Below are 26,136 nucleotides of genomic sequence, written 5' to 3' on the forward strand. Positions count from 1 at the left end.
TAATGCGCGAAAGTATACATTGCAGAGCCTCAAGGGATAAGGGGGCTGACTGAAAAATCACCAATGTTTAATGGTTTTAACGGGCCTCAGCGGTTAAAATCTCTATCAATCTAAAGTCTTATAACCGGAATATTCATAACTATGAGTGATATGCGCACCCCAAGAGCGCTTCTTATCCTAGATGGGTACGGAGTCGAAGCCACTGAATCATCAGCTGTAGCCGCTGCTAATACGCCCGTTTGGGATGGTCTATTGGCCAATAATCCAAACTCACGTATTCAAACATCGGGCATGGCCGTGGGCCTTCCAGATGGTCAGATGGGTAACTCTGAAGTAGGGCACATGAATATCGGTGCAGGCCGAACCGTTTATCAAAACCTAACGCGTATTACCAAAGCGATTGCCGATGGTGATTTCTTCGAGAACAGCGTGCTGGTTAACGCGATGGATGCCGCAATTGCAAAGGGTAATGCTGTGCACATTACTGGCTTGTTATCCCCTGGCGGTGTCCACAGCCACGAAGATCATATTGTTGCGTTGGCTAAAATGGCCGTTCAACGCGGTGCGAAGCAGGTTTACCTACACGCTATTTTGGATGGTCGTGATATGCCGCCTCGCTCTGCAGAGCCGTCGATTGCTCTCGCTGAGAAGGCGTTTGCAGATCTGGGCGTAGGCGCCATCGCCACCGTTGTTGGTCGTTACTACGCAATGGATCGTGATAACCGTTGGGATCGTGTGCAGATGGCTTACGATGCCATGACAATGGGTAAAGGTGTTCAAACGGCTGAGTCCGCTCAAGAGGCGCTCTCTGCTGCTTACGCTCGTGATGAGAACGATGAGTTTGTCGCGGCCACTGTGATTACTGACGTATCGGGTGCGCCAGTGGGTACGATCAATGATGGTGATACCCTAATCTGTGCTAATTTCCGCCCGGATCGTGCTCGTGAAATTACGCGTGCCTTTGTTCTGGATGACTCATTCGATGGTTTTGAACGCGCTAAACGCCCAGCACTTGCCGACTTTGTTATGTTGACCGAGTATGCAGCTGACATACCGGCGTCTTGTGCTTACCCTCCACAAAAGATCAGTAACGATTTGGGTGAGTACCTTTCAGGTATGGGTAAAACTCAGTTGCGTATCTCTGAAACCGAGAAGTATGCACACGTCACCTTCTTCTTTAACGGTGGTCAGGAGGAGGTCTACCCAGGTGAAGAGCGTATCTTGGTGCCCTCTCCTGATGTGGCCACTTACGATTTGAAACCTGAAATGAGCTTGCCAGAGGTGAGTGAGAAACTGTGTGATGCTATCCGAAGCCGTCAATACGATCTGATTGTCTGCAACTTCGCCAATGGTGATATGGTAGGTCATACTGGTAAATTCGATGCGGCGGTTAAAGCCTGTGAAGCGGTCGACGAAGCGCTTGCTAAGGTGCTGGCGGCGATGGCAGAAGTGGACGGTGAGACACTGATCACAGCCGATCACGGTAACGTTGAGTTGATGGTCGATCCAAACTCTGGGCAACCTCATACGTCACACACCAACTGGCCAGTCGCTTTGATCTACGATGGTCCACGCAAAGCGTCGCTAACCCTAGCGGATGGCGCGCTATGTGATCTGGCACCGACGCTGCTGGATCTAATGGATATTGATAAGCCGTCTGAAATGACCGGTTCTAGCTTGGCGTCACTCTAATCCGTGTTGCGCCACTGGCTGTTACTTTGCCTCTTCTGTAGTTCCCCCGTATTGGCGGGAACAGCGGAAGAGACAGAGAAGAAAATCAAACAGCTGACTGCACAGATGCAGTCACTGCAAAAAAGTGTCGCTAAAAAACAGGGCGACCAGCAAGCGCTTCAGAAAAAACTTCGTGAAGATGAGCGTAAAATTGCTGAAATATCCTCGAAAAAACGCGAAGTGTCGCTATCTATCAATAAACTAACCGGTCGAGCGAATACGCTAACCAGTGATCAGACTCGTTTAAAACAGGCGGTCGAAAAAGAGCGCGCATTGTTAATCTCACTGCTACAAGAGCAGTACCGTAAAGGTCGTCAGCCAAGACTGAAAATGATTTTGAGTGGTACAGAGCCACAGACGGTTGATCGCATGCTGCGCTACTACGATCATCTCAGCGATGTTTTAAAAACGCGAGTGACTAACTACCAAAGGCTATTAGGTGACTTTGATCAGAATCGCGCCGACCTCAGTGCGACAGAGTCGCAACTAGTGTCTGAAAAGCAGGCTCTGGTTCAGCAGGAAAATCGCTTAAAACAAGCCTACCAGCAGCGCTTAAAAACCTTGGATGAGATCAAGCGAGACATCGGTAGTGAGAAAAATCAGTTGGCCAAACTCGAGCAAGATCGCAAACAGCTTGAGTCTCTACTCGTTGAGATAGAGCAGTCGCTGAAAGATAACTTCGTCGATATCGACACGCCGCAAATTTCCAAGCGCAAAGGGAAGTTAGATTGGCCGGTGTCGGGTAAGTTGGCACTTAAATACGGCAGTAAAAAGAGCACGCTCTCGACCGATGGTATCTTCATCAGTTCCGATTCAGGTAAGGCTGTTAGAGTGGTCCATCCAGGTCGTGTTGTCTTTTCTGAATGGTTAAGAGGCTATGGGCTGTTGATTATTGTGGATCATGGGGATGACTACCTCAGCCTCTATGGTCACAATCAGAGTCTATTGCGTAACACAGGTGATTGGGTGCAAGCAGGCGAGACCATATCACTCACCGGTAGCAGTGGTGGCTATGATCAGACGGGTCTCTACTTCTCATTACGTCATAATGGTAAGAGTTTTAACCCGGTTCCCTGGCTAAATAAAAAGAGATAATTCGAATCAGTGATAGGTGGTTTTATGTTGTTCCGTTCCGTTAGCTTTCTACTCCTTTCAAGCCTCTTATCATTGAACGTCTTTGCCTACCCGACAGAACAGACCAGTGAAGAGTCCTCCGAGAATCAGTTGCCTCTTGATGAGTTGCGCCGTTTTGCGGAGGTGTTTAGCAGTATCAAAAAGAGTTACGTCGAGCCTGTTACCGATCAGCAGTTATTAGAAGATGCCATTGCTGGCATGGTACGTGGCTTAGATCCGCACTCGGACTACTTAATTAAAGAGGCGTTCGATAACCTGCAAGAACACACGAACGGTGAGTTCGGTGGATTGGGCATCGAAGTTGGCATGAAGGATGGCTTTGTTCATGTCATTACGCCGCTGGACGATACCCCTGCTCAAGAGGCCGGTATCAAAGCGGGTGACCTAATTACTAAATTGGGTGATACGCCGGTTCAAGGTATGTCTCTCAGTGACGCTGTGAAATTGATGCGCGGCAAAATTGGTGAGTCGATTCGCATCACCATCATGCGTGAAGGCGTCGATGCTCCTTTTGAAGTTGAGTTGGTTCGTGCAGCAATCAAGATTCGAAGCGTCAGAAGCCGCCTGTTAGAGCCTGGCTTTGGGTATGTGCGTATCAGCGAGTTTCAAGCCAATACAGGTCAGGATCTGTTAGATGCTCTGGCTAAGCTGCAAAAAGATGAGGCGCTTAAAGGGCTTGTCTTGGATCTGCGAAATAACCCTGGTGGCGTGCTTCAGGCGGCTGTTGCGGTGTCGGATGCATTTTTGGATGAAGGTCTGATTGTCTATACAGAGGGGCGTATTGCTCGATCTGAGTTGGAGTTTAATGCCACGGATGATGTGGCGATCGGTAATGTGCCGTTAATCGTGCTGATTAATGGCGGGTCCGCTTCAGCATCAGAGATCGTCGCAGGGGCTCTACAGGATCAAAAACGCGCGGTAATTATGGGTACTCAGAGTTTTGGTAAAGGCTCTGTACAAACGGTTGTTCCGCTGTCAGAAGATCGTGCCGTTAAGATTACGACGGCACGCTACTTTACGCCCAATGGACGATCTATTCAGGCGCAAGGGATTAGCCCTGATGTGGTAGTCGAAGACCTTCGGCTGGATCGCAAAGCCCCTAATCTAGATCAGGTGCGCGAAGTGGATTTGGCTGGACACCTTGAGAACGAGTCAGAAGAGACGGTTAAATCCTCGGTGCAGTCCGATTTAGCGGGTGATGACTTCCAGCTCTATCAAGCGCTGACCATGCTCAAAGCGTTGAACATCCTTAATCGATGATTGATCAGCGATGAAGGTTCGAAACTTAGGTTGTTCAGGAGGCTTGGCAGAGGGGCTGTTCACCACCAGCTTTCTATTGGATGAGCGCACACTCTTAGATGGTGGCACTGGGGTTGGTCGGCTTAGCTTAGCGCAGATGAACCAGATCGAAACGGTGCTGCTGACCCATGCCCATATGGATCACATAGCGGGTGTCGCCATGATGCTCGCCTCTCTTTCCGAGCATCGAAAAAAGCCAGTTATCTTAGCGGCACCTAAAGAGGTGTTAGAGGCGGTTAAGGCGCACATATTGAACTGGGTGATCTGGCCAGACTTTTCAAAAATACCCAACGAGCAGACACCGGTTCTTGAATATCTAGAGCTAGAACCTTTTCAAACATTGGAGTTAAACGGCTATCAGGTGATGCCGATCCCGCTTTCGCATACGGTGCCGAGTTATGCCTACCGGATCAGCAGAGGGGAGGGTGCTTTCTGCTTTTTTGGTGATACCGGACCAACCGAGCTGGTGTGGCAAGCCCTGAATCAGCAGCCGGTCTCAGATATCTTCATAGAGCTCTCCTACCGAAATGACTCTGCCGAACTGGCTGGAATCAGTAAGCACTACACATCGGTTACTTTGGCAGAGGATTTGGCCAAGTTAGACGAGCCCAGCAAGGTGCATATCATGCACCTAAAACCGGGAGTGGAAGATCAAATCATTGCAGAGTTTTCTGAATGCTCTAAATCACTGCATCACTGCTTCGATCTCTGCCATGAGATCGAAGCCTTCAACATTTAACGCGTTTCATCGACCTTGCCGGTGCCACTGATGGGCCAACCTGCTACCGCTTGTGCAATGAGCAGCAAGACAAGCGTGAGCATCGGCAGAGTCCAAGCTTGTTGCCAGTCGTAAAGAGCGCCGATCAAACTCGGAGCAATGCTAGCGAGCAGATAACCGACCCCTTGGACCATGGCTGACAGAGCGGTTGCTTGGCGCATATCATGCGATTTCATCGCGATCAGAGCCAGCGCAAGTGAGAGCGAAGCCCCACCATAGGTACCTAAACAAGCGACCCACAAGTAGCGACCTTCAATGGGCGCTAGCCATATTCCAAAAACGCCCACCAATCCGATTAAGGTGATGATCGCGACAATGCTGCGTTGCGTCGGCAACTTAGCCGCTATCATAGGAGTTAACAGTGCAGCCGGTATACCGATCATGGTGAAGATGGCGGTCATCAATCCCGCTTCTGCATCACTTAACCCTGCATCCATAAAGATGCGTGGCAGCCAGGTAGCCAATACATAGAACTGAATAGACTGCAGTCCCATGAAAGAGGCCAAAGACCAAGCTCGTGGTAAACGCCAAACGCTGCTGCTGACACTGTTCGGTGCAGCCGGTTTAAACTTAACCCGCAACATCGGCAGCCAGACCAATAGAGCAATAATCGGCAGAATAGCCCAAACGATCATAGGCACATGCCAGTCATCAAAGGCATCTCGCATCGGTATCGCGGAGTAGAAGCTAAACGCGGCCCCTGTGGTTAGCACCAGTGTATAGACACCGGTCAGTGAGCTCGCGTTCTCTGGGAAGAGTCCCTTAACCAGTGATGGAATCAGTACATTCAAAATGGCGATGCCGGCTCCTAGTGCTAGTGTGCCAGAGACCATCATCCCATAGTCGCCAAAGAGGCGCGCCGCTGCTCCTATGCCAAGAGTCAGCAGAGCAAGTGCCACGACTTTCATCGGTGCTAAACGGTTAGCAACCCAGGGCACGACCAGAGAGAATGAGGCAAAACAGAGCAGTGGCAGTGTCATCAAGAAGCCGAACGCAGCTGCTGAAATCCCCAGGTCCGACCGAATATCCTCGACCAGCGGGCCGATAACGACTAGGCCGCCGCGAAGGTTGGCTGCGGCCAGCATCAAGGCAAAGATCGCCGCAAAAAAACTGAGGCGATCTTTGAAGTAGTTATTACCCATCAGTTCGATGGGCTTCTGAACAGACCGATTGACATGCGGGACCACTGTTCTGGCCAGAACTCCGTGGGGCGTTTCTTGAAGTCCGTTCTAACGTACTGGCGAATGCGACCTTCAGCCGTTGCCAAAATCAAGTTGGCGGTAGAGCCGGCTGGCAGCTGGGTACGAATACCCTCTTTCAATTCGGCTTCGCGTAAGGTCTGCTTGATTTGCGTCTCGATACGCTCGAACAGTTGATTAATTTGACCGCGCAGACGCTCATTTTCGCCCGAAAGAGCATCACCACCAAGCAGTCGGCACATCCCTGGATTGCGCTCTGAAAAGGCGAGTAGCAGGGTAATGATCTGCTCAACCTGACGAACAGCGCTGACATCGGATTGTGTGATGGTCTTAATGCGTGTGAATAGGGTCTGTTCGATAAATTCGATTAGCCCTTCAAACATGCGCGCTTTACTTGGGAAGTGGCGGTAGAGAGCCGCTTCTGATACCCCAACATCTTTTGCAAGGGCCGCCGTTGTAATGCGTTGTCCTGGATTGACCTCCAGCATCTGGGCGAGTGCCTGGAGAATCTGGTCGCGTCGTGAAATTTTGGTCTCGCTCATGCTTCCACCTTCAACGATTTGTTAGAGATCAGAGTGCCGACACCTTCATCAGTGAAGATCTCCAGCATGCAGGAGTGCTCGACACGACCGTCGATGATGTGCGCTGAAGTCACGCCTGATTTTACCGCACTCAATGCACAGTCGATTTTAGGCAACATACCGCCGTAGATAGTACCGTCGGCAATTAGAGCATCGACCTGTTGGGTTGAGAGGCCTGTTAACACTTCGCCCTCTTTGTCCATCAAACCTGCAATGTTGGTCAGTAGGATCAGTTTCTCTGCCTGAAGAACCTCTGCAATTTTACCCGCGACTAGGTCCGCATTGATGTTGTATGAGGCACCGTCAGCACCTACGCCGATTGGGGCGATGACTGGAATGATGTCCGAATCCACCAGCATCTCTAGAACGCTGACGTTAACACGCTCAACTTCACCGACGTGACCGATATCGATGATCTCAGGTGCTTCCATCTCAGGCGTCTTGTGTTTCACTTTCAGCTTACGTGCACGAAGCAGGTCGCCATCTTTACCGGTCAGGCCGATCGCTTTACCGCCGGCGGAGTTGATGAGGCCGACAATCTCTTTGTTGACCATGCCGCCGAGAACCATCTCAACCACATCCATGGTTGCCGTATCGGTGACACGCATGCCATTAATGAAGTGAGATTCGATCTTCAATTTGTCGAGTAGATCACCAATCTGCGGGCCACCACCGTGCACAACAATGGGGTTCAGGCCAATCAGTTTCAGCATAACGATGTCGCGTGCAAAGCTGGCTTTTAGCTTCTCATCGGTCATGGCGTTGCCGCCGTATTTAACGACGATGGTTTTACCGACGAAGCGTTGAATATAGGGAAGCGCTTCAGAAAGGACGGTGGCGGTCGAGATCGCTTGTTGGCGTGTTAATGGCATGGTGAAAAAACCTCTAAATCAAATATAAAAATTAGTGACGACCCGAAGAGCCAAAGCCGCCTTCGCCGCGATCCGTTTCAGTAAATTCTTCAACAAATTCAAAATCAGCTTGAACCACAGGAACCAAAACTAACTGTGCGATGCGCTCGCCTGGCTCAACTGTGAAAGTGGTTTGACCACGGTTCCAGCACGATACAAATAGCTGGCCCTGGTAGTCAGAATCGATCAAACCAACCAGGTTGCCAAGCACGATGCCGTGTTTATGTCCCAAGCCAGAACGTGGAAGAATCATCGCACAGAGGCTAGGGTCCTCAATAAAGATCGACATACCGGTTGGGATCAGTTCAGTTTGGCCTGGCTCTAGAGTCAGCGGTGCTTCAACACAGGCACGAAGATCCAGCCCCGCTGATCCTGTGGTGGCGTAAGTTGGCATGGGAATCGAGTCACCTAGGCGCTTATCTAGGATTTTTACTTGTAGCTTTTGCATATCAATCCATCAATTGTGAAATGTGTGAAATGAGTTGTTCGGCCAATTCGCTCTTACCGGCTTTGGGTAGAGGAAGCTCGCCGTTAGGTCCGACCAGAATGACTTCATTCTGATCAGCATTAAAACCAATATCGGCTTGCGAAACATCGTTAGCAATCACCAGATCCAGCCCTTTGCGAACCAGTTTGCTGCGAGCGTACTCAACAAGATTTTCAGTCTCAGCAGCGAAGCCAATCATCAGTGGGCGCTCAGGTTGCGCGGCAATGGTAGCGATGATGTCTGGATTCTTGGTTAATAGAATCTCCATCACCTCTTCGACCCCTTTCTTGATCTTCTGCTCTGCGACCAGTTGCGGACGGTAATCGGCCACAGCGGCGGCGCCAATGAAGATGTCCGCCTGTTCTGACGCAATCAAAGCGGCTTCAAGCATCTGCTCTGCTGACTCGACATCAACGCGTCGAACCCCTTTTGGCGTTGGTAGTGATACAGGTCCCGCGATCAAGGTGACATTGGCGCCCGCTTTAGCAGCTGCAGCAGCCAGCTCGAATCCCATTTTGCCTGAGCTGTGATTCGAGATGAAACGAACTGGGTCGATCGCTTCACGGGTAGGACCGGCGGTGATCACGACGCTCTTCTCATTGAGCGGACCGTTCGCGATGAGATTGGCGCAACTGGCTAGGATTTCAGTGGGATCAATCATGCGACCAGGCCCCGTATCACCACAAGCTTGCTCACCCGAACCTGGGCCAAATATATTGACGCCTTGAGATAGTAACGTCTCTAAGTTCTGCTGGGTGCGAGGGTCACGCCACATAGCCTGGTTCATGGCTGGCGCTAACGCGATAGGGGCATCCGTCGCCAGACAGAGAGTGGTCAGCAAGTCGTTTGCCATGCCGCCTGCAAATCGAGCCATAAAGTCAGCCGTCGCTGGCGCTACGATGATGAGATCCGCCCAACGGGCCAGTTCAATATGCCCCATGCCCTGTTCAGCTTCCGGATCGAGCAGGGATTGATGCACAGGGTTGCCTGATAGCGCTTGCAGGGTCAGCGGGGTGATGAACTCGGCACCAGCGTCCGTTAGAACAACGCGTACCTCCGCGCCGACTCCTTTGAATAGACGCGTCAATTCAGCTGCTTTATACGCTGCAATACCGCCAGTGATACCGATCAAAATGTGGCGGTTAGTAAGTCTATGCATACCTCGAAAGCCTTATAAACAGTGACAATGTTTAAATTGAATTATCTTCTATACTGGGATCAGAGTATAGCGAAATATCGTTCATCACAGGGAGGTGATATGAAAATTTTGGATTGGCCAAGTTCAGAGAGGCCGCGTGAGAGGCTATTACAACAGGGCGCATCGGCGCTGAGTGATGCTGAACTCCTGGCCGTTTTTGTAGGGCAGGGGTTACCGGGCTGCAATGCCGTCGATCTTGGCCGTCAATGGTTGGATCAAGCGGGTAGCTTAAATGCACTGCTCAATAGAGAGTGTGAAAGCTTTATCGATTTGGCCGGCGCCGGCCTTGCTCGGTACGTTCTGCTTCAGGCAGCTCTGGAGCTGGGGAAACGCTACCTAGCCAGTGAAATAGCACAACGTTCGGTGATCGAGAGTCCGGAATCGGTTAAGGCCTATCTTAGCCATGAGCTGGCCGGCGCCAGCCGAGAGCACTTCGGCTGTCTGTTTCTGGATGCACAGCATCGAGTGATTAAATGGCAGGTGCTCTTTTCTGGTACGTTAAATGCGGCTGCGGTCTACCCCAGAGTTATTGTTGAAGCGGCGCTGTCGCTCAACGCCTCAGCCATTATCCTCGCCCATAACCACCCCTCAGGCGTCTGCGAGCCCTCGATGGCCGATCAAACCATTACCCAAAGAATCTCAGAAGCGCTAGCTCTGATCGACATCAAAGTGCTCGATCATCTGATCATAGCGGGCAGCCAATCGATGAGCTTTGCAGAGCGGGGGCTGCTATAGGTCACGGTTTGCCTACGGCAATTCGTTCCTACAGAGTGGGGGTTGCGATGATGCGTCGCGGTTTGCCTGTGGCAATTTGTTCCTACGGGGTGTGGGATGTGATGATGTGTCACGGTTTACCTGCGGCAATTCGTTCCTACAGGGTGGGGGTTGCGATGATGTGTCGCGGTTTGCTTGTGGCAATTTGTTCCTACGGGGTGGGGGTTGCGATGATGTGTCGCGGTTTGCCTGCGGCAATTCGTTCCTACAGGGTGGCGTTGTAGGAGCGAATTTGAGCGAAGCGAAAAACCGCGAAAATAAAAAACCGCGTATAAAATCGCAAAACACAAACAAATACCGCAAACATAAATTACATAACTCAAGGATGAGTCATGATTAAAAAACCAGGTTACAGTTCGTTAAGAAAAGGCCGTGTTTCGATTCCAGGGCAGATTTATCATCTAACCACGGTGACGCTGGGGCGCCAGTGCTTTTTTGAAGATTTTCATGTGGCTCGATCTCTAGTTAAATGCCTGCACAGTCAACAGATTGAGAGTCTGGCCTATGTCATAATGCCCGATCATTTCCATTGGCTAATTCAACTCAATGAACACTCAGGTTCAATTTCACATGTGATGAGAAAAGTTAAGCTGAGTTTGGTTAAAGGTCAGGGTATCAGCTGGGAAAAAGGCTTTTATGATCGAGCGATTAGGCGATCGGATGATATTGAGAGTATTGCTAGATACATTGTGATGAACCCAGTAAGAGCGGGTTTGGTAACAACAGTCAGAGAATATCCGCATTGGGATGCCATATGGCTTGATTAGACGTGTCACGGTTTGCCTACGGCAATTTGTTTCTTCGGGGTGTGGGTTACGATGATGTGTCACGGTTTGCCTGCGGCAATTCGTTCCTACAGGGTGGAGGTTTCGATTGGGTGTCACGGTTTACCTGCGGCAATTCGTTCCTACGGGGTGTGGGTTACGATGATGTGTCACGGTTTACCTGCGGTAATACGTTCCTACGGGGTGTGGGTTACGATCATTTGTCACGGTTTACCTGTGGCAATTCGTTCCTACGGGGTGTGGGTTACGATGATTTGTCACGGTTTACCTGCGGTAATTCGTTCTTGCGGGGTGGGGGTTGCGATCATGTGTCACGGTTTACCTGCGGTAATTCGTTCTTACGGGGTGGCGTTGTAGGAGCGAATTTGAGCGAAGCGAAAAACCGCGAAATCTAAAAACCGCGAACAAAACCGCAAAACCACGATCTCACATCACTCCTAAGATTGAACAAAAAACAGACAAAAAGGTGGCGTTTGGGGTGGTTCTTCTGTAATATCACGCGCCTCTGTCTCATTGGTACGGGATTTCTGTCTCGTTTTCGGACGCTCCGCCTGAGATTGCCAAGGTTTTCGTTATGAAAGTGGCATTCAATAAATATCTGACAGAGTAAAAGAAAACACTATTAACTGAGGTTTTAAAATGTCTCGAGTATGTATGGTTACTGGCAAATCCCCAGTAACAGGAAACAACGTTTCCCACTCACAACGTAAAACACGTCGTCGCTTCCTACCAAACCTGCACTGGCACCGTTTTTGGGTAGAGAGCGAAAACAAATTCGTTCGTCTACGCGTATCTTCTAAAGGTATGCGCATCATCGACAAGAAAGGCATCGACGCTGTTCTTGTTGACGTTCGTAAAAATGGCAACAAAGTCTAAGCATAAGGAGCTAAGTCATGGCTAAAGGCGCACGCGAAAAGATCCGACTAGTCTCTTCTGCAGGTACTGGTCACTTCTACACTACAGATAAGAACAAGCGTAACACTCCGGACAAATTCGAATTCAAGAAATACGATCCGGTTGTTCGTAAGCACGTTATCTACAAGGAAGCTAAGATCAAGTAATTGATACAGCATCCCAAAGATACCCGCATTCGGTTACACTGATGCGGGTATTTTTTTGCCGAGCGTTTACCCATTTAAGGATGTTCGCATGACTAAGTCATGGATGAGTGTTGTACCTTTTGCATTTGTTCTGCTTTGGAGCACCGGCTTTATCGGTGCTCGATACGGTTTGCCCTATATTGAACCGTTTAACTACCTATTTATCCGTATGCTGTTCACGTTGGCGGTCTTCTTTTTATTGATTCAGATCTTCCGTGGACGTTGGCCGAGCTGGGATGTCGCTAAACATCAGTTGGTTACGGGATCGTTGATTCATGCAGGCTATTTGGGTGGCGTATTTGCAGCCATCAAGTTGGATATGCCGGCCGGTGTAACGGCGATTATTGTCGGTCTGCAGCCGCTACTGACCGCCTTTATCTCACAGATATGGCTCAAGTCGAAGTTGAGCCCTATGGGTTGGGTTGGGTTGTGGCTTGGCTTGATCGGCGTCGTGACAGTGCTCTGGTCAGGTGTGGCGGATGAGGAGATTACCCTTACGGCGGGAGCGATCACGGCCGCCTTGGTGGCACTCTTTGCGATCTCTATTGGCACCCTCTATCAGAAACGTTTTGGTGGGGGGGCGGATCTTCTTACTGGATCGTTCATTCAATACGTGATGACGGCGATTATCATGGGCGCTTTAACCTTCGCTTTTGAGACTCAAGAGGTGGTTTGGCACATTGAGTTAATTGGCGCGTTGACCTGGTTGGTGCTTGGTCTGTCGCTCTCTGCTATTTTGCTATTGATGTTGATGATTCGTGAAGGTGAGTCAGCCAAAGTAGCCAGCTATTTCTATCTTGTTCCGCCCGCAACAGCGCTAGAAGCTTGGTATCTGTTTGATGAGCGTCTGTCGATGCTAACCTTGGTGGGTGTGGCTGTGACGGTGCTAGGTGTCTTTTTAACCCAACGTGCGGCTAAGGTGAGTTAAGTGCCAGAGTTACCCGAAGTAGAGACAACACGACGAGGCATAGAGCCGCACATTGATCAGCAGCGTGTGGCCGATTTTGTGGTGCGTGAGCCTCGTTTGCGTTGGTCTGTGCCTAGTGAAATTCCTAAAAACATCGTTGAAAAAAAGGTTAATAGCGTCGAACGTCGAGGAAAATATATCCTGATACGTTTTGATGAGGGCGATCTCATGGTGCACTTGGGTATGTCAGGTAGCTTGAGAGTTCTTCCCAAAGGAACAGAACCGGCCAAACATGATCATGTGGATCTCGTGATGGAAAATGGCTTGTTGGTGCGCCTAACCGATCCTCGCCGTTTCGGTTCTGTGCTCTGGCAACCCAAAGGTGAGACGCACAAGTTATTGGAGAAGCTAGGCCCAGAGCCTCTGTCCGATGCATTTAACGTGGATTATCTGTTTAAGGCGTCACGTAATCGCTCTCTAGCCATCAAGCAGTTCATCATGACCTCTGAAGTCGTCGTCGGTGTTGGCAACATTTATGCTAATGAGTCTCTCTTTAGAGCGGGTATCGATCCGCGTAAGCCGGCGGGTAAGGTGTCAAAACAGCGTTATGAGCGTTTGGTCGGCGAGATTAAGAGCGTGCTTGAGTACGCCATCACGCGCGGTGGTACTACCTTAAGGGATTTCCTCTCCAGTGACGGCAAGCCAGGTTATTTTGCGCAAGAGCTCTCGGTCTACGGTCGAGGCGGTGAGGCCTGTAAATCCTGTGGCTCGACGCTTAAAGAGATTCGTCAGGGTCAACGGGCGACGGTATTTTGTCCTAGGTGTCAGCGTTAATGAGCTTTAGGCAGGCGTTCCCCGTTGAGACGGTAGAGCAGAAGGCTCGTCGTCAGGGGTTGGGTATTTCGGATGCGCTGACACATCGTGAAGTGTGGCGATTGGATGCCAGCATTAATGTCGAGATCTACCCTGTCTCGCACAGCGCCCCCAATATTCTGTTTCTCGCAGGGATCGGCACCTATGTCGAGCTCTATGCTGAATTAGCTGTAGCCCTTAATCAGCAGGGTTTTAATGTGATTGCGGTCGATCCTCCGGGACACGGCTACTCTGCAGGTAATCGCGGTCGATATACTGTTGAACAGTTCCAGCATCACCTTTCCCATGTGCTGAATGCCCTTGAATCCCGCTTTACCGGTCCATGGTCCGTCTATGGTTACTCGATAGGGGCTGTCACGGCGGTTGCGTTGGCTGAGCTAGATCAGCGCATTCAATCGGTGCTCTGTACCACGCTGCTGTTAGGGCAAGAGCCTCCCGATATGATGTATGCCTTGGGTTGGAGCTGGACTCGCTTCAGCGCTCTGTGGTTTCCCAATATGCGCCTGCCACTTAAGAGCTTTATCGATTTTGAGTCGCTTCTGGGTGATCACCCCGCAGGGCCCTACATCAATGACGATCCATTGATTATCTTTGACTACCCTCTGGCAACGCTTGCTTCACTGTTTACCCATCAAGCTGGGATTGCTGATTCGGTGTTCCCATTTACATTGATCAATCTGCAAGGTGATCATGATGAGGTGTTATCCAAAGAGTATGCGCTACGTGTGGCTAATAGGATTAAGCAGCCGATGCATTTGGAGTTCATTGAAGGGGCTGGGCATATGATGCCCTGGGATGATCCCGAGGATCTGGCGCATCGCATCGCATTGCTGTTGGGCAAATAGCAGGCAAAAAAATAGGGCGGCCACTCCATGGCACGCCCTGTTGGAAGACTTTCCTTGCAACCTAGTCGCGTCCTGCGATGTCCCTGTGTTGCTTTACTTCCATTGAAACCAATCCTTGGTCTCACCGGGTCAATCCATGACCTCAGTTATTCCGTGGTGCGTACTTTAGGGATTGAGATAGGGTTTGTATATAGTCATAACAGCTAAAAAGAGGTTATTTAGATATTATTTAGTTATATGTAAATAACCAAAGCCATTTTTGTGTCGATTTGTTGGTCGGCGGGTTAGTCTTGCCGCCATCTTGAGCGTTATACTTGTTAAAAATCATCTACTAATGAGGTGTCTCGTGGCATTCGATCCTAGCCAACGCATTTTTCCACTCACTCGCATGCGTCGTATGCGTGCTAGCACTTTCTCTCGTGATTTGATGCGTGAGAACCAGCTGACAGCCCAAGATCTGATCTACCCAATGTTTGTGATTGAGGGCGAAGGTGAGCGTGAAACGGTCCCCTCTATGCCGGGTGTTGAGCGACTCAGCATTGATCTGCTTGTTGATGCCTGTCAGGAAGCTTATGAACTAGGTATTCCTGCCGTGGCTCTATTCCCAGTCACACCTGCATCCGCTAAGTCTGAAATGGCCGAAGAGGCATTCAATCCAGAGGGTTTGGCACAGCGTGCCGTGCGAGCGATCAAAGCAAAATTACCAGAACTGGGTGTGATTACTGACGTTGCGTTGGATCCATTTACTACCCATGGACAGGATGGCATCATCGATGAAGAGGGTTACGTACTCAATGACATCACTGTTGATGTATTGGTGAAGCAGGCGCTCTCACACGCTGAAGCGGGCGCTGATGTGGTGGCCCCGAGTGATATGATGGATGGCCGTATTCAGGCGATCCGTGAAGCGCTAGAGGCCGGTGGTCATGTCAATACTCGCATCCTTGCCTACTCTGCCAAGTATGCAAGTGCTTACTACGGTCCTTTCCGTGACGCAGTAGGCTCTGCCGGTAATCTTGGCAAAGGCAATAAATACAGCTACCAGATGGACCCTGCTAACAGCGATGAAGCCCTGCACGAGGTTGCTCTCGATCTAGCTGAGGGTGCTGATATGGTGATGGTAAAACCGGGTATGCCCTATCTTGATATCGTGCGCCGTGTGAAAACTGAGCTACGTGTGCCTACCTATGCTTACCAAGTGAGCGGCGAATATGCGATGCACATGGCGGCGTTTCAAAATGGCTGGTTGGATGAGGAGTCGGTGATGATGGAGTCACTGCTGGCATTCAAACGAGCAGGTGCCGATGGCATCTTGACCTACTTTGCCGTTAAAGCGGCACGCCTGCTTAAATCGAAGGCTTAACCGCTGTTAAGTGATCTGTTTCTGTTGCGATTTGAAATCATCCAGCAGAGGCGCAAATCCGGCTTTGTAGTCCTGGTATCGACAGACAAAGCCACTCTCCCTCATCGCTCTGTTAGCGATGCGTTTATTCCCGCCACGCTGTATCGGCTCCTGATGATGGGCTGCCACGCCCAGTTGCTCTGCAAGCCACTTGGTAATCTCATGAATCGGTGCTGGGTGACCGTCGCTGGCTAAATAGAGTTCTTTCAGTGGTTGTTGGTCGATCGCTTTGCCAATTAAGTGCACAACAAAATGGGCCAAGTCGTCACTGTGTATACGATTGCTAAAATGAGTCGGCGTCTCTAACGCAATGGTTCCACTGAGGATGCGTTTTAGAAGGTGGGTACGGCCAGGGCCGTATATGCCGCTGCTGCGGATCAGGGTGCAAGCTGATCGCTGTTTAAACTGTGATTCGCCTTCCAAAAGTAGAACGGAGTGCGCCGTGTTAGGTTCAGCAGCGCTGAATTCATCAATCCACTCACCACGGTTTTGAGCATAGACGCCGGTTGAGCTAACCACAAAAGAGCGTATCGGTGCAGTTGGCAGTGCTTTTAATATGGCAGCCGGGGCATCAACGTATATCTGTCGGTAGTGCTCAATATCGCGTGATTTTGCGGCGGCCGAGAAGATGACGTAATCGACTTCTGGAAGGGGCGGGAGATTTTCAATTTCATAAAAGTCGCACGCTATTGGTTGTACGCCTTCCGATAGCTGGTCTATATTACGTCTAAGACCATAGACCTTATGTTGTTGACTGATGAGCTTGGTTGCAATGGTATTGCCCAAGTCACCACAGCCAATGATTAGAAAACGTTTCGACACGGTAGTGTTCTCCCTTTAGTCGTTAAAGATTACCAGAGGATCGAAAATGACGCTTACAGAACTTCGCTACATCGTCACGCTAGCTCGTGAACAGCACTTCGGCCATGCCGCCGAAAAATGCTTTGTCAGTCAGCCGACGCTCTCTATCGCCGTTAAAAAGCTGGAAGATGAGCTCGGTGTCGCGTTGTTTGAACGCAGTAAAAACGCCGTACGCGTGACGCCCATAGGTGACAAAGTAGTGCGTCAAGCACAGCGCGTATTAGAGCAGGCTGAAGCGATTAAAGAGCTCTCCCGTGAAGGTAAAGATCAGCTGGCTACCCCGTTACGTGTGGGTGCGATTTACACCATCGGTCCCTACCTTTTCCCTCGTCTAATTCCCGAAGTTCAGCAGATTGCTCCGCAAATGCCTCTCTACATCGAGGAGAATTTGACCGAAGTTCTTCGAAGCAAAATACGCACTGGTGAGTTGGATGCGATCATCATCGCGTTGCCTTTCCATGAGCCCGATGTGCTGACTCGGGCGGTTTATGATGAGACCTTCAGTTTAATTACTCCAAAAGGGCATGAGCTGAGCAAAGCGGGCTCAGTGGACTCTCAGAAGTTGAACGAGCTGGATATGCTGCTGCTGGGTGAGGGGCACTGTTTCAGGGATCAGGTACTGGAGGCCTGCCCAAGCTTGAATCAGTCGTTCCATGATCAACACAGAGTCACTGAAGGCAGTTCACTAGAGACCATTCGTATGATGGTCGCCTCTGGCTTAGGAACCAGCGTGTTACCAGAGTCGGCTTTAGCGAATCACCCCTCCAATTCGTTGGTTGATATTGTGCCGTTCAATGATCCCAAACCGATGCGATCGGTTGCTGTTGCTTGGCGTGCCAGCTTCCCTCGTCCACAGGCGATTGATGTGTTGGTTGATGCCATCGCTAAGTGCCGAGCGTTGGATAGTTAACTGGCCGTGTCTTCTCAGGTAGCCCATCGAAAGGTCACTGAGCTAAAGGGTGTTGGCGCTGCGCTAGCGTCCAAACTTGGCAAGCTAGGTATTCATAACTTTCAGGATCTGCTGTTTCACTTGCCGTTGCGCTACCAAGATCGAACGCGCATCACTGCGATAGGAGCGATGCGCCCCGGTGATGAGGTGGTGGTTGAGGCGCGTGTAATCGCGTGTGACATCGTGATGGGGCGCCGCCGAAGCCTGGTCTGCCGTATTCAGGATGGCACTGGTACCCTAACTCTGCGTTTTTTCCACTTCAGCGCTGCGCAAAAGAGCGGCTTGATCAATGCGGATATTCGCTGTTTTGGCGAGGTGCGCCCTGGTGCAAATGGTTTAGAACTGATTCATCCCGAGTACAAGCTGATGAAGGGCGATGGCTTTGATCAGTTGGAAGAGACGCTGACCCCAATCTATCCATTGACTGAAGGTTTGACTCAACCGCGCCTTAGAAGCCTGGTAGGGCAGGCACTCTCCGCTTTGGGTTCTGAACCCTTAGATGAGTTGCTGCCGGACTCTGAGCTAGCGCGCAACCATTACCCCTCACTAACCGATGCCGTGCGCTTTCTTCACCAGCCTCCTGTTGGTGTGGATTTGGAGTCGCTACTTGAAGGGCAGCATCCAGCGCAGAGACGCTTAGCTTTCGAAGAGTTATTGGCACATAACCTATCGCTTCGCGTGGTACGTCATCAGATGCAGACGCAAGGTGCGCCAGCGCTGAAATCGACGGGTCGACTCACGCTGCCGTTTCTAGATCGGCTGCCTTTTTCACTTACAGAGGCTCAGCTTCGTGTGGCACGAGAGGTGGCCCGTGATATGGGGCGCCCTTTGCCGATGTTGCGGTTGGTGCAGGGTGATGTGGGCTCAGGTAAGACCATGATTGCTGTATTGGCCGCGTTACAAGCGGTTGAAAACGGCAAACAAGCGGCGGTTATGGCTCCGACAGAAATTCTGGCCGAACAGCATCTAATCAACTTTAAAAGTTGGCTGGAGCCGCTTGGGATTAAGGTCTCGTGGTTGGCGGGTAAGGTAAAAGGTAAAGCACGGGAAGCGGCATTAGCTGAGATCAGTGGTGGTGAGGCTCAGGTGGTTGTCGGAACCCACGCCCTGTTTCAAGATGAGGTCGCCTTCCATGATCTGGCGATGGTTGTGATTGATGAGCAGCATCGATTTGGCGTCGATCAGAGGCTAAGTTTGCGTGAAAAGGGGCGAAATGACGGTAAAATACCTCATCAGCTCATAATGACCGCTACCCCCATCCCTCGTACACTAGCAATGAGTGCTTACGCTGACCTGGACTGCTCCATCATCGATGAGCTACCACCGGGCCGAACGCCAGTGCAAACGGTCGTGATTGATGACAGTCGTCGCGATCGAGTGGTTGAGCGCGTTGAACAGAACTGCAAACAGGGCCTGCAGGCCTATTGGGTCTGTACGCTGGTAGAGGAGTCCGAAGCGCTGCAGTGTCAGGCAGCCGAAACGACTGCCGAAGAGCTGCGCGAGGCTCTGCCCGATCTTAGAATTGGTCTGGTGCATGGTCGTCTGAAACCGGCCGAAAAAGCGGATGTGATGGCGCAATTCAAAGCGCATGAGTTGGATCTTTTGGTGGCTACGACGGTGATTGAGGTCGGCGTAGACGTTCCGAATTCGAGTTTAATGATCATCGAGAACCCCGAACGACTGGGATTATCACAGTTGCATCAGTTACGCGGCCGTGTAGGTCGAGGGTCGCGAGAGAGTTTTTGTGTTTTGATGTATCATGCGCCTCTTTCGCAGCAGGGTCGCGACCGTTTGGCAATCATGCGTGAGACCAGTGACGGTTTCCGTATTGCAGAGCGTGATCTTGAGTTGCGAGGCCCGGGTGAGGTGTTAGGCACCCGCCAGACAGGCATGATGAGTTTCAGAATCGCCGATCTGCAACGTGACGCTGACATGCTCGACAGTGTCCAGCAGACAGCAGAGCGCATAGAGACATCAACAGAATTAACCCGTCAGCTGTGTGATCGATGGATCCTCAATGCTGATCAATACGCACAGGTTTAAGATGCAACCAACAGAGAGACAGCTTCAAATAGTACGCCAGCAGATCGGTCGCGAGCCTCGCGGTATCGAGGCGATAGCGGCACAAACCCCTAGTGGTGTGCCATTGGTGTTACAGATGCGAAGCCTGATCGATGATAAGCCTTTCCCAACCCTCTATTGGCTGAGCAGTAAGGATTTAAGTGTTGAGATCAGTCGTGTCGAGATGACGGGCTGGATTAAGCGTTTTGAGGAGGAGCTGCAAGAGGATGCAGAGCTTCGTGATACCTACATGGCGCAGCAGAAACACTACATGGAGCGCCGCTGGGAACTGATGCGTCCGGAGGACAGACAGCGAATCGAAACTCTTGGGTTCACTAAGATGTTCAACGAGGTAGGCATTGGCGGTATTGCTAACTGGGACAAAGTTCGTTGTCTGCACATGAACTACGCCTACCACTTGGTGGAGCCCAATGTGGTTGGCCAGCGTCTTGATCAAGAGTTTCAGATGAACGAGCTGGCGCCGGAGTTTTAGGTTAATCAGGCACAAAAAAACGCGACCCAAGGTCGCGTTTTTTTGTCTTTGAGTTCGATTAGCCAACCAGCTTCTCGTACTTGATCATCAGTTGCTCTTCAGTTTCAACGTGATCAGGATCTTTTGGAATACAGTCAACCGGACAAACCTCAACACACTGTGGCGTGTCGTAGTGGCCTACACACTCAGTACATTTACTTGGCTCGATCTCGTAGATCTCATCCCCTGGGCTGATCGCCTCGTTAGGACATTCTGGTTCACACACATCACAGTTGATGCATTCGTCGGTAATCATTAGTGCCATCGTGTCTACCTCACTCTAGGCTCAAATCTAAACTAGTTAGAAAAATGTCGTTTCAATGCCGCATCGACAGCCGGATGAACAAACTCTGTCACGTCTCCACCTAATGACGCGATTTCGCGAATCAGCGTCGATGAGATGTACGACAAGTGTTCAGCCGGTGTTAAAAACAGGCTCTCAGCTTGTGGAGCCAACTTTCGGTTCATATTGGCAAGCTGAAACTCATATTCAAAATCTGAAACCGCTCGCAAACCTCGTAAAATGACGTCGCATTGATGATCTTTCAAAAGATCGATCAGTAGGCTGTTAAAGCCAACCACTTCTACGTTGTCGAGGTGTGCCAAGGATTCGCGTGCAAGTTCTACTCGAACATCCAAATCCAGCAGGGGACGTTTTTTTGGGCTCTCTGCCACAGCTACTACAATCTGACCAAACAGTTTGGAGGCTCTCTCCACCAAATCTACATGGCCGTTCGTAATAGGATCAAACGTTCCTGGGTAAGCTACCCTTTTCATCCCAGCTACTCCTAATAGCGGTAATATTCCCGCGGATGGTAACGGAATTGCGTCAAGGCGACAAATTATAGGAGAAACTTTTAATAATTAATAGATATATTAAATTATTTATCTATAACTAAAATTAATTTCTTTTATACAAGCGGTAGCTGACGTCACCTGCCTGTTTGTCGCGATACAGTTGCCAGTTATCTGGAACTAATAGGGTACTTAGCGATCTCTCAGTCTCTATATATATCATCGATCCATCTGCAAGAACTTGATTTTCCTCAAGTAGCTGACAGATGCCTGAAACTAAGTCTTTGTTGAAGGGGGGGTCTAAGAAGACCAGGTCGTATCGAAATTCACGGCTCGCTTGCTGCAGGAGCCATTGAGTAGCGTCTGTTTCGAGCACTTCAGCGTTTTGTGCCTTCAGCTCTTGCAGATTGTGTTTAAGTGAATTGCAGACCAAGCGCGATGCATCAATCAGTGTGGCGTGAGCTGCACCGCGCGACAGCGCTTCAAACGCCAGCGCACCGCTGCCGCTAAACAGATCCAGGCATTTGGCTGCTGGTGTGTAAGCTTGTAACCAGTTGAATAGCGTTTCTCGAACCCGATCCGGTGTTGGGCGAAGTCCTTCACTCTCTGGAAAGCTCAGTTTTCGTGAGCGCCAATCTCCGCCGATGATGCGAACGAACGAGTCATTTGCTCGATTATGAGGGGCGGGTTTGCTGTTTCTGTTGCGTCTAGGGCTCATTGAAAAAGGTCTCTGCCAAAGCAGTTTTAGGTAAACAGAAATTTTAACCTCAGCTTAGGCTAATAGATAGGCTTTCACAGCGTCTGATGTGGTAGAATTCTGGACTTATATTTTGACTGTTTAGTTCCCTCTGATTAGGACTGTTTAGACTATGGAATCTCTCTACAACTGGATGCTTGATAACGGCTATGATCCAGCCATTATCCCTTACGTTGCGGCCGCTTTTGCCGTCGTCATTTTGATTGTGATGATGCGTTATCTGAAAGGGGATAAAACTGAGGCTATTCAGGATTCTGCTTCAGAAAAAAGCGTTGAAGAGAGCGTTACAGAGGCCCCAGTTGAAACACCATCGGTTGACGAAGCGCCCGTTGAAGAGCCGCCTGTTGCTGAAGACGCAGTCGAAGAGGTAGTTGAGCCAGCAGCTGCAGAAGAGACGGTTGAGCCAGAAGCTGTTGAGACCGAAGTGGAGGTTGAACAGACTCCTGCAGAGCCAGAGCCAGAGCCAGAGCCAGAGCCAGAGCCAGAGCCAGAGCCAGAGCCAGAGCCAGAGCCAGAGCCAGAGCCAGAGCCAGAGCCAGAGCCAGAGCCAGAGCCAGAGCCAACAAAAAGCTTCTTCGATCGTGTTAAATCCGGTCTAAGTCGCACGAAAGCCGGCCTGACTGAGCAGATTACAACCCTCTTCGCCGGTAACCCTGAGATCGATGAAGATCTTATGGAAGAGATCGAGACCTTGTTGCTGATGGCCGATATTGGCGTTGAGGCAACGACAGAGATTATCGAACGTTTAACCGATCGTGTAGAGCGTAAACAGCTCTCGGATGGCGACGCTCTGCAGGCGGCTCTGAAACAGGAGCTGGCCGAGCTATTAGAACCCGTTGATCAACCGCTTGAATTACAGAGTGACAAATCCCCAATGGTGATTCTGATGGTGGGTGTTAACGGTGTCGGTAAAACAACGACCATCGGTAAACTGGCCAAGAAGTATCAGGGTGAAGGTAAGTCGGTGATGTTAGCGGCGGGTGATACCTTCCGTGCCGCGGCGGTTGAACAGCTTCAGGTTTGGGGTGAGCGAAATAACGTCCCAGTGGTTGCTCAACATACCGGTGCAGACTCAGCCTCTGTTCTATTTGATGCGCTTGAGTCAGCTAAAGCGAAAAACGTTGATGTATTGATTGCAGATACAGCGGGTCGTTTGCAGAACAAAGATAACCTGATGCAAGAGTTACAGAAGGTTGTTCGTGTGATGCAGAAGTTAGATCCTTCGGCGCCACATGAAGTGATGTTGGTACTCGACGCGGGTACGGGTCAGAACGCCATCAGCCAGGCTAAAGAGTTCAAAGAGGCGGTGGGCGTGACGGGCATTACCCTAACGAAACTCGATGGCACAGCGAAGGGCGGTATTATCTTTGCCATCGCCAAACAGTTTGGTCTGCCTATTCGATTCATCGGTGTCGGTGAGCAAGCTGATGACCTACGTCCTTTTGAAGCGAAAGCTTTTGTTGAGGCGTTGTTCGACTAACTCCTATGGCGGCTATTCAATTCACTAACGTCAGTAAGCGCTATGACTCTGGTCAAGAGGCCCTAAGGTCTGTCGACTTTACATTGGAGTCGGGCGAGATGGCCTTTTTGACAGGCCACTCGGGAGCAGGGAAGAGTACCCTGTTAAAACTGCTGACGCGCGTTGAGCAACCTAGCCGTGGTGATGTGTGGGTCGGTGATCAAAATCTATCTGAATTGTCTCGCAGCGAGATTCCGCAATATCGCCGAACCCTGGGTGTGGTCTACCAGAATCATCGTCTGTTAGAAGATCGCACTGTTTACCAGAACATTGCACTTCCACTGCGTATCGCAGGCTATAACGAAGAGGATATTGGTCGTCGCGTACGCGCGGCACTCGATCGAGTAGGACTGTTGGAGTCAGAGCAGAAGCTCCCACAGGCGTTATCGAGTGGCGAGCAGCAGCGTATCGGTATTGCGCGTGCCATTGTTCATAAGCCTAGGGTGCTGATTGCCGACGAGCCGACCGGTAACCTCGACCCTAGACTCTCTCTCGACATCATGAGTCTATTCGAGCAGTTCAACCGCATTGGAACGACCGTCTTGATCGCGACCCATGATGTGGCGTTGATCAAGCGAATGCGTCATAGAGTGCTGATTTTAGATAAGGGGCGACTGCGTCATGTCCAGTAGTGAGACTCGATCACGCGGCGCCTCTGATATCAGCGTCAGCCGTTGGCAACGCGTTAAACACTGGGCGGTACAGCACCGTCTAGAGAGTGCCGATGCCGTTAAGCGTCTTCTACATAATCGACTGTCGACGCTGGTGACACTGCTGCTATTGGCGGTTGTACTCGCTGTGCCAACCTTTATGTATTCGCTGTTGGGTAATTTGAAACAGCTGACACCGGGTACTGACTTTGAGCCTCAGCTTGCACTCTATTTAAGCCCAGAACTCAAAGCCGACGAGTTAGATCGATTCAGCCGTTCACTCCTGCTGCGTGATGATCTACTTTCGGTTGAATTGATCAGTAGCGATGTAGGTGCCAGCGAGTTTAAAAGCCACTCTGAACTGGGTGAGCTGATCAACCTATTGGATGAGAATCCACTCCCAGCGGTTGTGCTCGCGACGCCGCGTGATCAAGATCCTGCGACCATGAAAGCACTGCGTGAAAGCATGGCAGCCTTGCCAGAGGTGGATGTCGCCGAGTTAGACGTAGAGTGGTTAGAGCGTCTCGAAGTGATTTTAGGCTCATTCTCCAGCATCAGTTTTGTGCTGGCGCTGTTATTGGGTATGACCGTGCTTCTGGTGATCGCTAACACCATTCGTACCATGATCAGCAGTCGCCAAGAGGAGATTGAGGTCAGTTTGTTGATAGGCGCTACCGCTGCTTGGGTGAGACGCCCATTCCTCTATGCAGGACTGCTGTACGGACTCTTTGGTGCACTGTTGAGCCTAGTATTGGTTTACTTCTCACTGGCACTTGTCGAAGCGCCATTGGCTGAGTTAACAGAGCTCTATATTGGTCGTTTTGATCTTCAGGGACCTGATTTGTCATTAATCATGGCGCTGTTAGTGGGCGGGACTATACTAGGATGGATAGGGGCATTCATTGCTGTATCCAGACAGATGGGGCAGTTAAATCAAGGCTCTGATTGATCGGATTTAGCCGGATTTGCGTTTATCTGTCACTCTGGTATCTTTTTGGGTCCAGTGTTGGTAAATATTAGTAATTCCTAATGAACTTTTTTGTCAAAACTGGGTCTAACTAGACAGTTAAAACGATTTAAAACAGTGTAAAAAACGAAAGTTTTTGAGGTTTAAAGAGAAATGGGCACTAGCTTGCAATTAGTTGAACATCTGACTCCGGGGCGCGATCTTGCCGCTTACGTTCAGAATGTCAGCACTATCCCTATCCTCACTCCAGAGGAAGAACGGGAGCTTGCCGAGCGTCTGCATTTTGAGCAAGACCTTGATGCGGCTCGCCAGTTGGTTATGTCACATCTGCGCTTTGTTGTGCACATTGCGCGCAGCTACAAAGGCTACGGCCTTCCTCTCGGTGATTTGATCCAAGAGGGTAACGTTGGTTTGATGAAAGCGGTTAAACGTTTTGATCCAACCGTCGGTGTTCGTCTGGTGAGCTTTGCTGTTCACTGGATCAAAGCCGAAATGCATGAATTCATTCTTCGCAATTGGCGTATTGTTAAAGTTGCGACGACCAAAGCTCAGCGTAAGCTGTTCTTTAACCTACGCTCACAGAAGAAGAGCCTAGGTTGGATGAACAACGATGAAGTTGAAGCGATCGCAGAAGATCTAGGCGTTGATGCTGCAGTAGTGCGTCAGATGGAGGGTCGCATGGCCGCCACTGACATGGCCTTTGATGCGCCTGCTGCTGATGATTCTGAAGAGAGTGCGCCTGTTGCACCGGCACTGTTCTTGGAAGACAAGTCTGCCGATCCAGCCGAGCTACTTGAAGAGCAGGATTGGGAAGATAATTCTAACCGCCAGTTAGCCGCAGCGATGGGCCAGTTGGACGAGCGCAGTCGAGATATCTTGGCACAGCGTTGGTTGCTTGATGAAAAAGCAACGCTGCACGAGTTGGCCGCTAAGTATGAGGTCTCTGCAGAGCGTATCCGTCAGCTTGAAAAGAACGCGATGAAGAAAATTAAAAACGCTTTAGTCGTTATCTAACGGATGAAAGTGTTGTGAAAAAGCCGC

Annotated in this window: 28 protein-coding genes; 19 read left to right on the top strand and 9 right to left on the bottom strand. The window is 50.4% G+C overall.

Going from position 1 to position 26,136, the window contains the following annotated elements:
• Positions 1-141: 141 nt before the first annotated feature.
• From gpmI to XMG48_RS09675, 4 genes are read left to right on the top strand one after another with little or no spacing between them, the layout of a single operon-like run.
• Positions 142-1,692, top strand: coding sequence for a 2,3-bisphosphoglycerate-independent phosphoglycerate mutase (gene gpmI, locus XMG48_RS09660; protein WP_173481865.1), 1,551 nt, complete (start codon positions 142-144; stop codon positions 1,690-1,692).
• A 3-nt stretch (positions 1,693-1,695) separates the two neighbouring features.
• Positions 1,696-2,826 (top strand): peptidoglycan DD-metalloendopeptidase family protein, encoded by a 1,131-nt coding sequence (locus XMG48_RS09665; RefSeq protein ID WP_173481866.1) that lies wholly within the window; start codon positions 1,696-1,698, stop codon positions 2,824-2,826.
• Between the two features lie 24 nt (positions 2,827-2,850).
• Positions 2,851-4,125 (top strand): S41 family peptidase, encoded by a 1,275-nt coding sequence (locus XMG48_RS09670; protein ID WP_173481867.1) that lies wholly within the window; start codon positions 2,851-2,853, stop codon positions 4,123-4,125.
• Positions 4,126-4,135: 10 nt separating this feature from the next.
• On the top strand, positions 4,136-4,903 hold the full coding sequence (locus tag XMG48_RS09675; RefSeq protein ID WP_173481868.1) for an MBL fold metallo-hydrolase: 768 nt from the start codon (positions 4,136-4,138) through the stop codon (positions 4,901-4,903).
• Here XMG48_RS09675 and XMG48_RS09680 read toward each other — a convergent pair.
• From XMG48_RS09680 to coaBC, 5 genes are read right to left on the bottom strand one after another with little or no spacing between them, the layout of a single operon-like run.
• Positions 4,900-6,084: an MFS transporter gene (locus XMG48_RS09680; protein ID WP_173481869.1), complete on the bottom strand. Its 1,185-nt coding sequence runs from the start codon at positions 6,082-6,084 to the stop codon at positions 4,900-4,902. The genes XMG48_RS09675 and XMG48_RS09680 overlap by 4 nt on opposite strands.
• Complete coding sequence (slmA, locus tag XMG48_RS09685; protein WP_173481870.1) at positions 6,084-6,683, bottom strand: nucleoid occlusion factor SlmA; 600 nt, start codon at positions 6,681-6,683, stop codon at positions 6,084-6,086. The genes XMG48_RS09680 and slmA overlap by 1 nt, the downstream gene beginning before the upstream one ends.
• Entirely contained in the window at positions 6,680-7,594 is a 915-nt protein-coding gene (argB, locus tag XMG48_RS09690; RefSeq protein ID WP_173481871.1) for an acetylglutamate kinase, read from the bottom strand. The genes slmA and argB overlap by 4 nt, the downstream gene beginning before the upstream one ends.
• A 31-nt stretch (positions 7,595-7,625) precedes the next feature.
• Positions 7,626-8,081: a dUTP diphosphatase gene (gene dut / locus XMG48_RS09695; protein ID WP_173481872.1), complete on the bottom strand. Its 456-nt coding sequence runs from the start codon at positions 8,079-8,081 to the stop codon at positions 7,626-7,628.
• Position 8,082: 1 nt separating this feature from the next.
• Positions 8,083-9,279: a bifunctional phosphopantothenoylcysteine decarboxylase/phosphopantothenate--cysteine ligase CoaBC gene (gene coaBC / locus XMG48_RS09700; RefSeq protein ID WP_173481873.1), complete on the bottom strand. Its 1,197-nt coding sequence runs from the start codon at positions 9,277-9,279 to the stop codon at positions 8,083-8,085.
• A 99-nt stretch (positions 9,280-9,378) separates the two neighbouring features.
• Here coaBC and radC point away from each other — a divergent pair, with 99 nt between their 5' ends.
• The 8 genes from radC to hemB all read left to right on the top strand — a co-directional run bounded on the left by radC (position 9,379) and on the right by hemB (position 15,965).
• Entirely contained in the window at positions 9,379-10,053 is a 675-nt protein-coding gene (radC, locus tag XMG48_RS09705) for a DNA repair protein RadC (protein WP_173481874.1), read from the top strand.
• A gap of 371 nt (positions 10,054-10,424) precedes the next feature.
• Positions 10,425-10,859, top strand: a complete 435-nt coding sequence (locus XMG48_RS09710; protein ID WP_173481875.1) for a transposase — start codon at positions 10,425-10,427, stop codon at positions 10,857-10,859.
• 657 nt (positions 10,860-11,516) lie between these two features.
• Positions 11,517-11,753: a 50S ribosomal protein L28 gene (gene rpmB / locus XMG48_RS09715; RefSeq protein ID WP_173481876.1), complete on the top strand. Its 237-nt coding sequence runs from the start codon at positions 11,517-11,519 to the stop codon at positions 11,751-11,753.
• Positions 11,754-11,770: 17 nt separating this feature from the next.
• Complete coding sequence (rpmG, locus tag XMG48_RS09720) at positions 11,771-11,938, top strand: 50S ribosomal protein L33 (protein ID WP_027854336.1); 168 nt, start codon at positions 11,771-11,773, stop codon at positions 11,936-11,938.
• Positions 11,939-12,026: 88 nt separating this feature from the next.
• The gene (locus XMG48_RS09725; protein WP_173481877.1) at positions 12,027-12,905 is read left to right on the top strand and encodes a DMT family transporter; all 879 of its coding nucleotides are present in this window, start codon (positions 12,027-12,029) and stop codon (positions 12,903-12,905) included.
• Entirely contained in the window at positions 12,906-13,718 is an 813-nt protein-coding gene (mutM, locus tag XMG48_RS09730) for a bifunctional DNA-formamidopyrimidine glycosylase/DNA-(apurinic or apyrimidinic site) lyase (RefSeq protein WP_173481878.1), read from the top strand.
• Entirely contained in the window at positions 13,718-14,602 is an 885-nt protein-coding gene (locus XMG48_RS09735; protein ID WP_173481879.1) for an alpha/beta hydrolase, read from the top strand. Before mutM ends, XMG48_RS09735 begins: the two co-directional genes overlap by 1 nt.
• 346 nt (positions 14,603-14,948) lie before the next feature.
• Positions 14,949-15,965: a porphobilinogen synthase gene (gene hemB / locus XMG48_RS09740; RefSeq protein WP_371731467.1), complete on the top strand. Its 1,017-nt coding sequence runs from the start codon at positions 14,949-14,951 to the stop codon at positions 15,963-15,965.
• Between the two features lie 6 nt (positions 15,966-15,971).
• Here the strand turns inward: hemB and XMG48_RS09745 are convergent, their stop codons facing one another.
• Entirely contained in the window at positions 15,972-16,826 is an 855-nt protein-coding gene (locus XMG48_RS09745) for an NAD-dependent epimerase/dehydratase family protein (protein ID WP_173481881.1), read from the bottom strand.
• Between the two features lie 46 nt (positions 16,827-16,872).
• Here XMG48_RS09745 and XMG48_RS09750 point away from each other — a divergent pair, with 46 nt between their 5' ends.
• The 3 genes from XMG48_RS09750 to XMG48_RS09760 are packed head-to-tail and all read left to right on the top strand — an operon-like array spanning position 16,873 to position 20,368.
• Complete coding sequence (locus XMG48_RS09750) at positions 16,873-17,775, top strand: hydrogen peroxide-inducible genes activator (protein WP_173481882.1); 903 nt, start codon at positions 16,873-16,875, stop codon at positions 17,773-17,775.
• Between the two features lie 6 nt (positions 17,776-17,781).
• The gene (gene recG, locus XMG48_RS09755; RefSeq protein ID WP_173481883.1) at positions 17,782-19,857 is read left to right on the top strand and encodes an ATP-dependent DNA helicase RecG; all 2,076 of its coding nucleotides are present in this window, start codon (positions 17,782-17,784) and stop codon (positions 19,855-19,857) included.
• Complete coding sequence (locus XMG48_RS09760; protein ID WP_254442848.1) at positions 19,832-20,368, top strand: DUF501 domain-containing protein; 537 nt, start codon at positions 19,832-19,834, stop codon at positions 20,366-20,368. The genes recG and XMG48_RS09760 overlap by 26 nt, the downstream gene beginning before the upstream one ends.
• A gap of 58 nt (positions 20,369-20,426) precedes the next feature.
• Here the strand turns inward: XMG48_RS09760 and XMG48_RS09765 are convergent, their stop codons facing one another.
• From XMG48_RS09765 to rsmD, 3 genes are all read right to left on the bottom strand, one after another.
• Positions 20,427-20,672, bottom strand: coding sequence for a YfhL family 4Fe-4S dicluster ferredoxin (locus tag XMG48_RS09765; protein ID WP_173481884.1), 246 nt, complete (start codon positions 20,670-20,672; stop codon positions 20,427-20,429).
• Between the two features lie 32 nt (positions 20,673-20,704).
• Positions 20,705-21,184, bottom strand: a complete 480-nt coding sequence (coaD, locus tag XMG48_RS09770) for a pantetheine-phosphate adenylyltransferase (protein ID WP_173481885.1) — start codon at positions 21,182-21,184, stop codon at positions 20,705-20,707.
• Between the two features lie 124 nt (positions 21,185-21,308).
• Complete coding sequence (gene rsmD, locus XMG48_RS09775) at positions 21,309-21,920, bottom strand: 16S rRNA (guanine(966)-N(2))-methyltransferase RsmD (protein ID WP_173481886.1); 612 nt, start codon at positions 21,918-21,920, stop codon at positions 21,309-21,311.
• 247 nt (positions 21,921-22,167) lie between these two features.
• Here rsmD and ftsY point away from each other — a divergent pair, with 247 nt between their 5' ends.
• The 4 genes from ftsY to rpoH all read left to right on the top strand — a co-directional run bounded on the left by ftsY (position 22,168) and on the right by rpoH (position 26,109).
• Complete coding sequence (ftsY, locus tag XMG48_RS09780) at positions 22,168-23,439, top strand: signal recognition particle-docking protein FtsY (protein WP_371740528.1); 1,272 nt, start codon at positions 22,168-22,170, stop codon at positions 23,437-23,439.
• Positions 23,440-23,444: 5 nt separating this feature from the next.
• Positions 23,445-24,110 carry a cell division ATP-binding protein FtsE gene (gene ftsE / locus XMG48_RS09785; RefSeq protein ID WP_173481887.1) on the top strand — a complete coding sequence of 222 codons (666 nt, stop codon included), beginning with the start codon at positions 23,445-23,447 and terminating at the stop codon, positions 24,108-24,110.
• On the top strand, positions 24,100-25,077 hold the full coding sequence (gene ftsX / locus XMG48_RS09790) for a permease-like cell division protein FtsX (RefSeq protein WP_173481888.1): 978 nt from the start codon (positions 24,100-24,102) through the stop codon (positions 25,075-25,077). Before ftsE ends, ftsX begins: the two co-directional genes overlap by 11 nt.
• A gap of 171 nt (positions 25,078-25,248) precedes the next feature.
• Complete coding sequence (rpoH, locus tag XMG48_RS09795; protein ID WP_173481889.1) at positions 25,249-26,109, top strand: RNA polymerase sigma factor RpoH; 861 nt, start codon at positions 25,249-25,251, stop codon at positions 26,107-26,109.
• Positions 26,110-26,136: the final 27 nt, after the last annotated feature.

This window comes from Marinobacterium sp. xm-g-48, assembly GCF_013282925.1.
Classification (GTDB): Bacteria; Pseudomonadota; Gammaproteobacteria; order Pseudomonadales; family Balneatricaceae; genus Marinobacterium_E.

Coding starts and splice junctions, on each gene's coding strand:
- gpmI (WP_173481865.1), top strand. CDS start 142: ATGAGTGATATGCGCACCCCAAGAGCGCTTCTTATCCTAGATGGGTAC.
- XMG48_RS09670 (WP_173481867.1), top strand. CDS start 2,851: ATGTTGTTCCGTTCCGTTAGCTTTCTACTCCTTTCAAGCCTCTTATCA.
- XMG48_RS09675 (WP_173481868.1), top strand. CDS start 4,136: ATGAAGGTTCGAAACTTAGGTTGTTCAGGAGGCTTGGCAGAGGGGCTG.
- XMG48_RS09680 (WP_173481869.1), bottom strand. CDS start 6,084: ATGGGTAATAACTACTTCAAAGATCGCCTCAGTTTTTTTGCGGCGATC.
- slmA (WP_173481870.1), bottom strand. CDS start 6,683: ATGAGCGAGACCAAAATTTCACGACGCGACCAGATTCTCCAGGCACTC.
- argB (WP_173481871.1), bottom strand. CDS start 7,594: ATGCCATTAACACGCCAACAAGCGATCTCGACCGCCACCGTCCTTTCT.
- dut (WP_173481872.1), bottom strand. CDS start 8,081: ATGCAAAAGCTACAAGTAAAAATCCTAGATAAGCGCCTAGGTGACTCG.
- coaBC (WP_173481873.1), bottom strand. CDS start 9,279: ATGCATAGACTTACTAACCGCCACATTTTGATCGGTATCACTGGCGGT.
- radC (WP_173481874.1), top strand. CDS start 9,379: ATGAAAATTTTGGATTGGCCAAGTTCAGAGAGGCCGCGTGAGAGGCTA.
- XMG48_RS09710 (WP_173481875.1), top strand. CDS start 10,425: ATGATTAAAAAACCAGGTTACAGTTCGTTAAGAAAAGGCCGTGTTTCG.
- rpmB (WP_173481876.1), top strand. CDS start 11,517: ATGTCTCGAGTATGTATGGTTACTGGCAAATCCCCAGTAACAGGAAAC.
- rpmG (WP_027854336.1), top strand. CDS start 11,771: ATGGCTAAAGGCGCACGCGAAAAGATCCGACTAGTCTCTTCTGCAGGT.
- XMG48_RS09725 (WP_173481877.1), top strand. CDS start 12,027: ATGACTAAGTCATGGATGAGTGTTGTACCTTTTGCATTTGTTCTGCTT.
- XMG48_RS09735 (WP_173481879.1), top strand. CDS start 13,718: ATGAGCTTTAGGCAGGCGTTCCCCGTTGAGACGGTAGAGCAGAAGGCT.
- XMG48_RS09750 (WP_173481882.1), top strand. CDS start 16,873: ATGACGCTTACAGAACTTCGCTACATCGTCACGCTAGCTCGTGAACAG.
- XMG48_RS09760 (WP_254442848.1), top strand. CDS start 19,832: ATGCTGATCAATACGCACAGGTTTAAGATGCAACCAACAGAGAGACAG.
- XMG48_RS09765 (WP_173481884.1), bottom strand. CDS start 20,672: ATGGCACTAATGATTACCGACGAATGCATCAACTGTGATGTGTGTGAA.
- coaD (WP_173481885.1), bottom strand. CDS start 21,184: ATGAAAAGGGTAGCTTACCCAGGAACGTTTGATCCTATTACGAACGGC.
- rsmD (WP_173481886.1), bottom strand. CDS start 21,920: ATGAGCCCTAGACGCAACAGAAACAGCAAACCCGCCCCTCATAATCGA.
- ftsY (WP_371740528.1), top strand. CDS start 22,168: ATGATGCGTTATCTGAAAGGGGATAAAACTGAGGCTATTCAGGATTCT.
- ftsE (WP_173481887.1), top strand. CDS start 23,445: ATGGCGGCTATTCAATTCACTAACGTCAGTAAGCGCTATGACTCTGGT.
- ftsX (WP_173481888.1), top strand. CDS start 24,100: ATGTCCAGTAGTGAGACTCGATCACGCGGCGCCTCTGATATCAGCGTC.
- rpoH (WP_173481889.1), top strand. CDS start 25,249: ATGGGCACTAGCTTGCAATTAGTTGAACATCTGACTCCGGGGCGCGAT.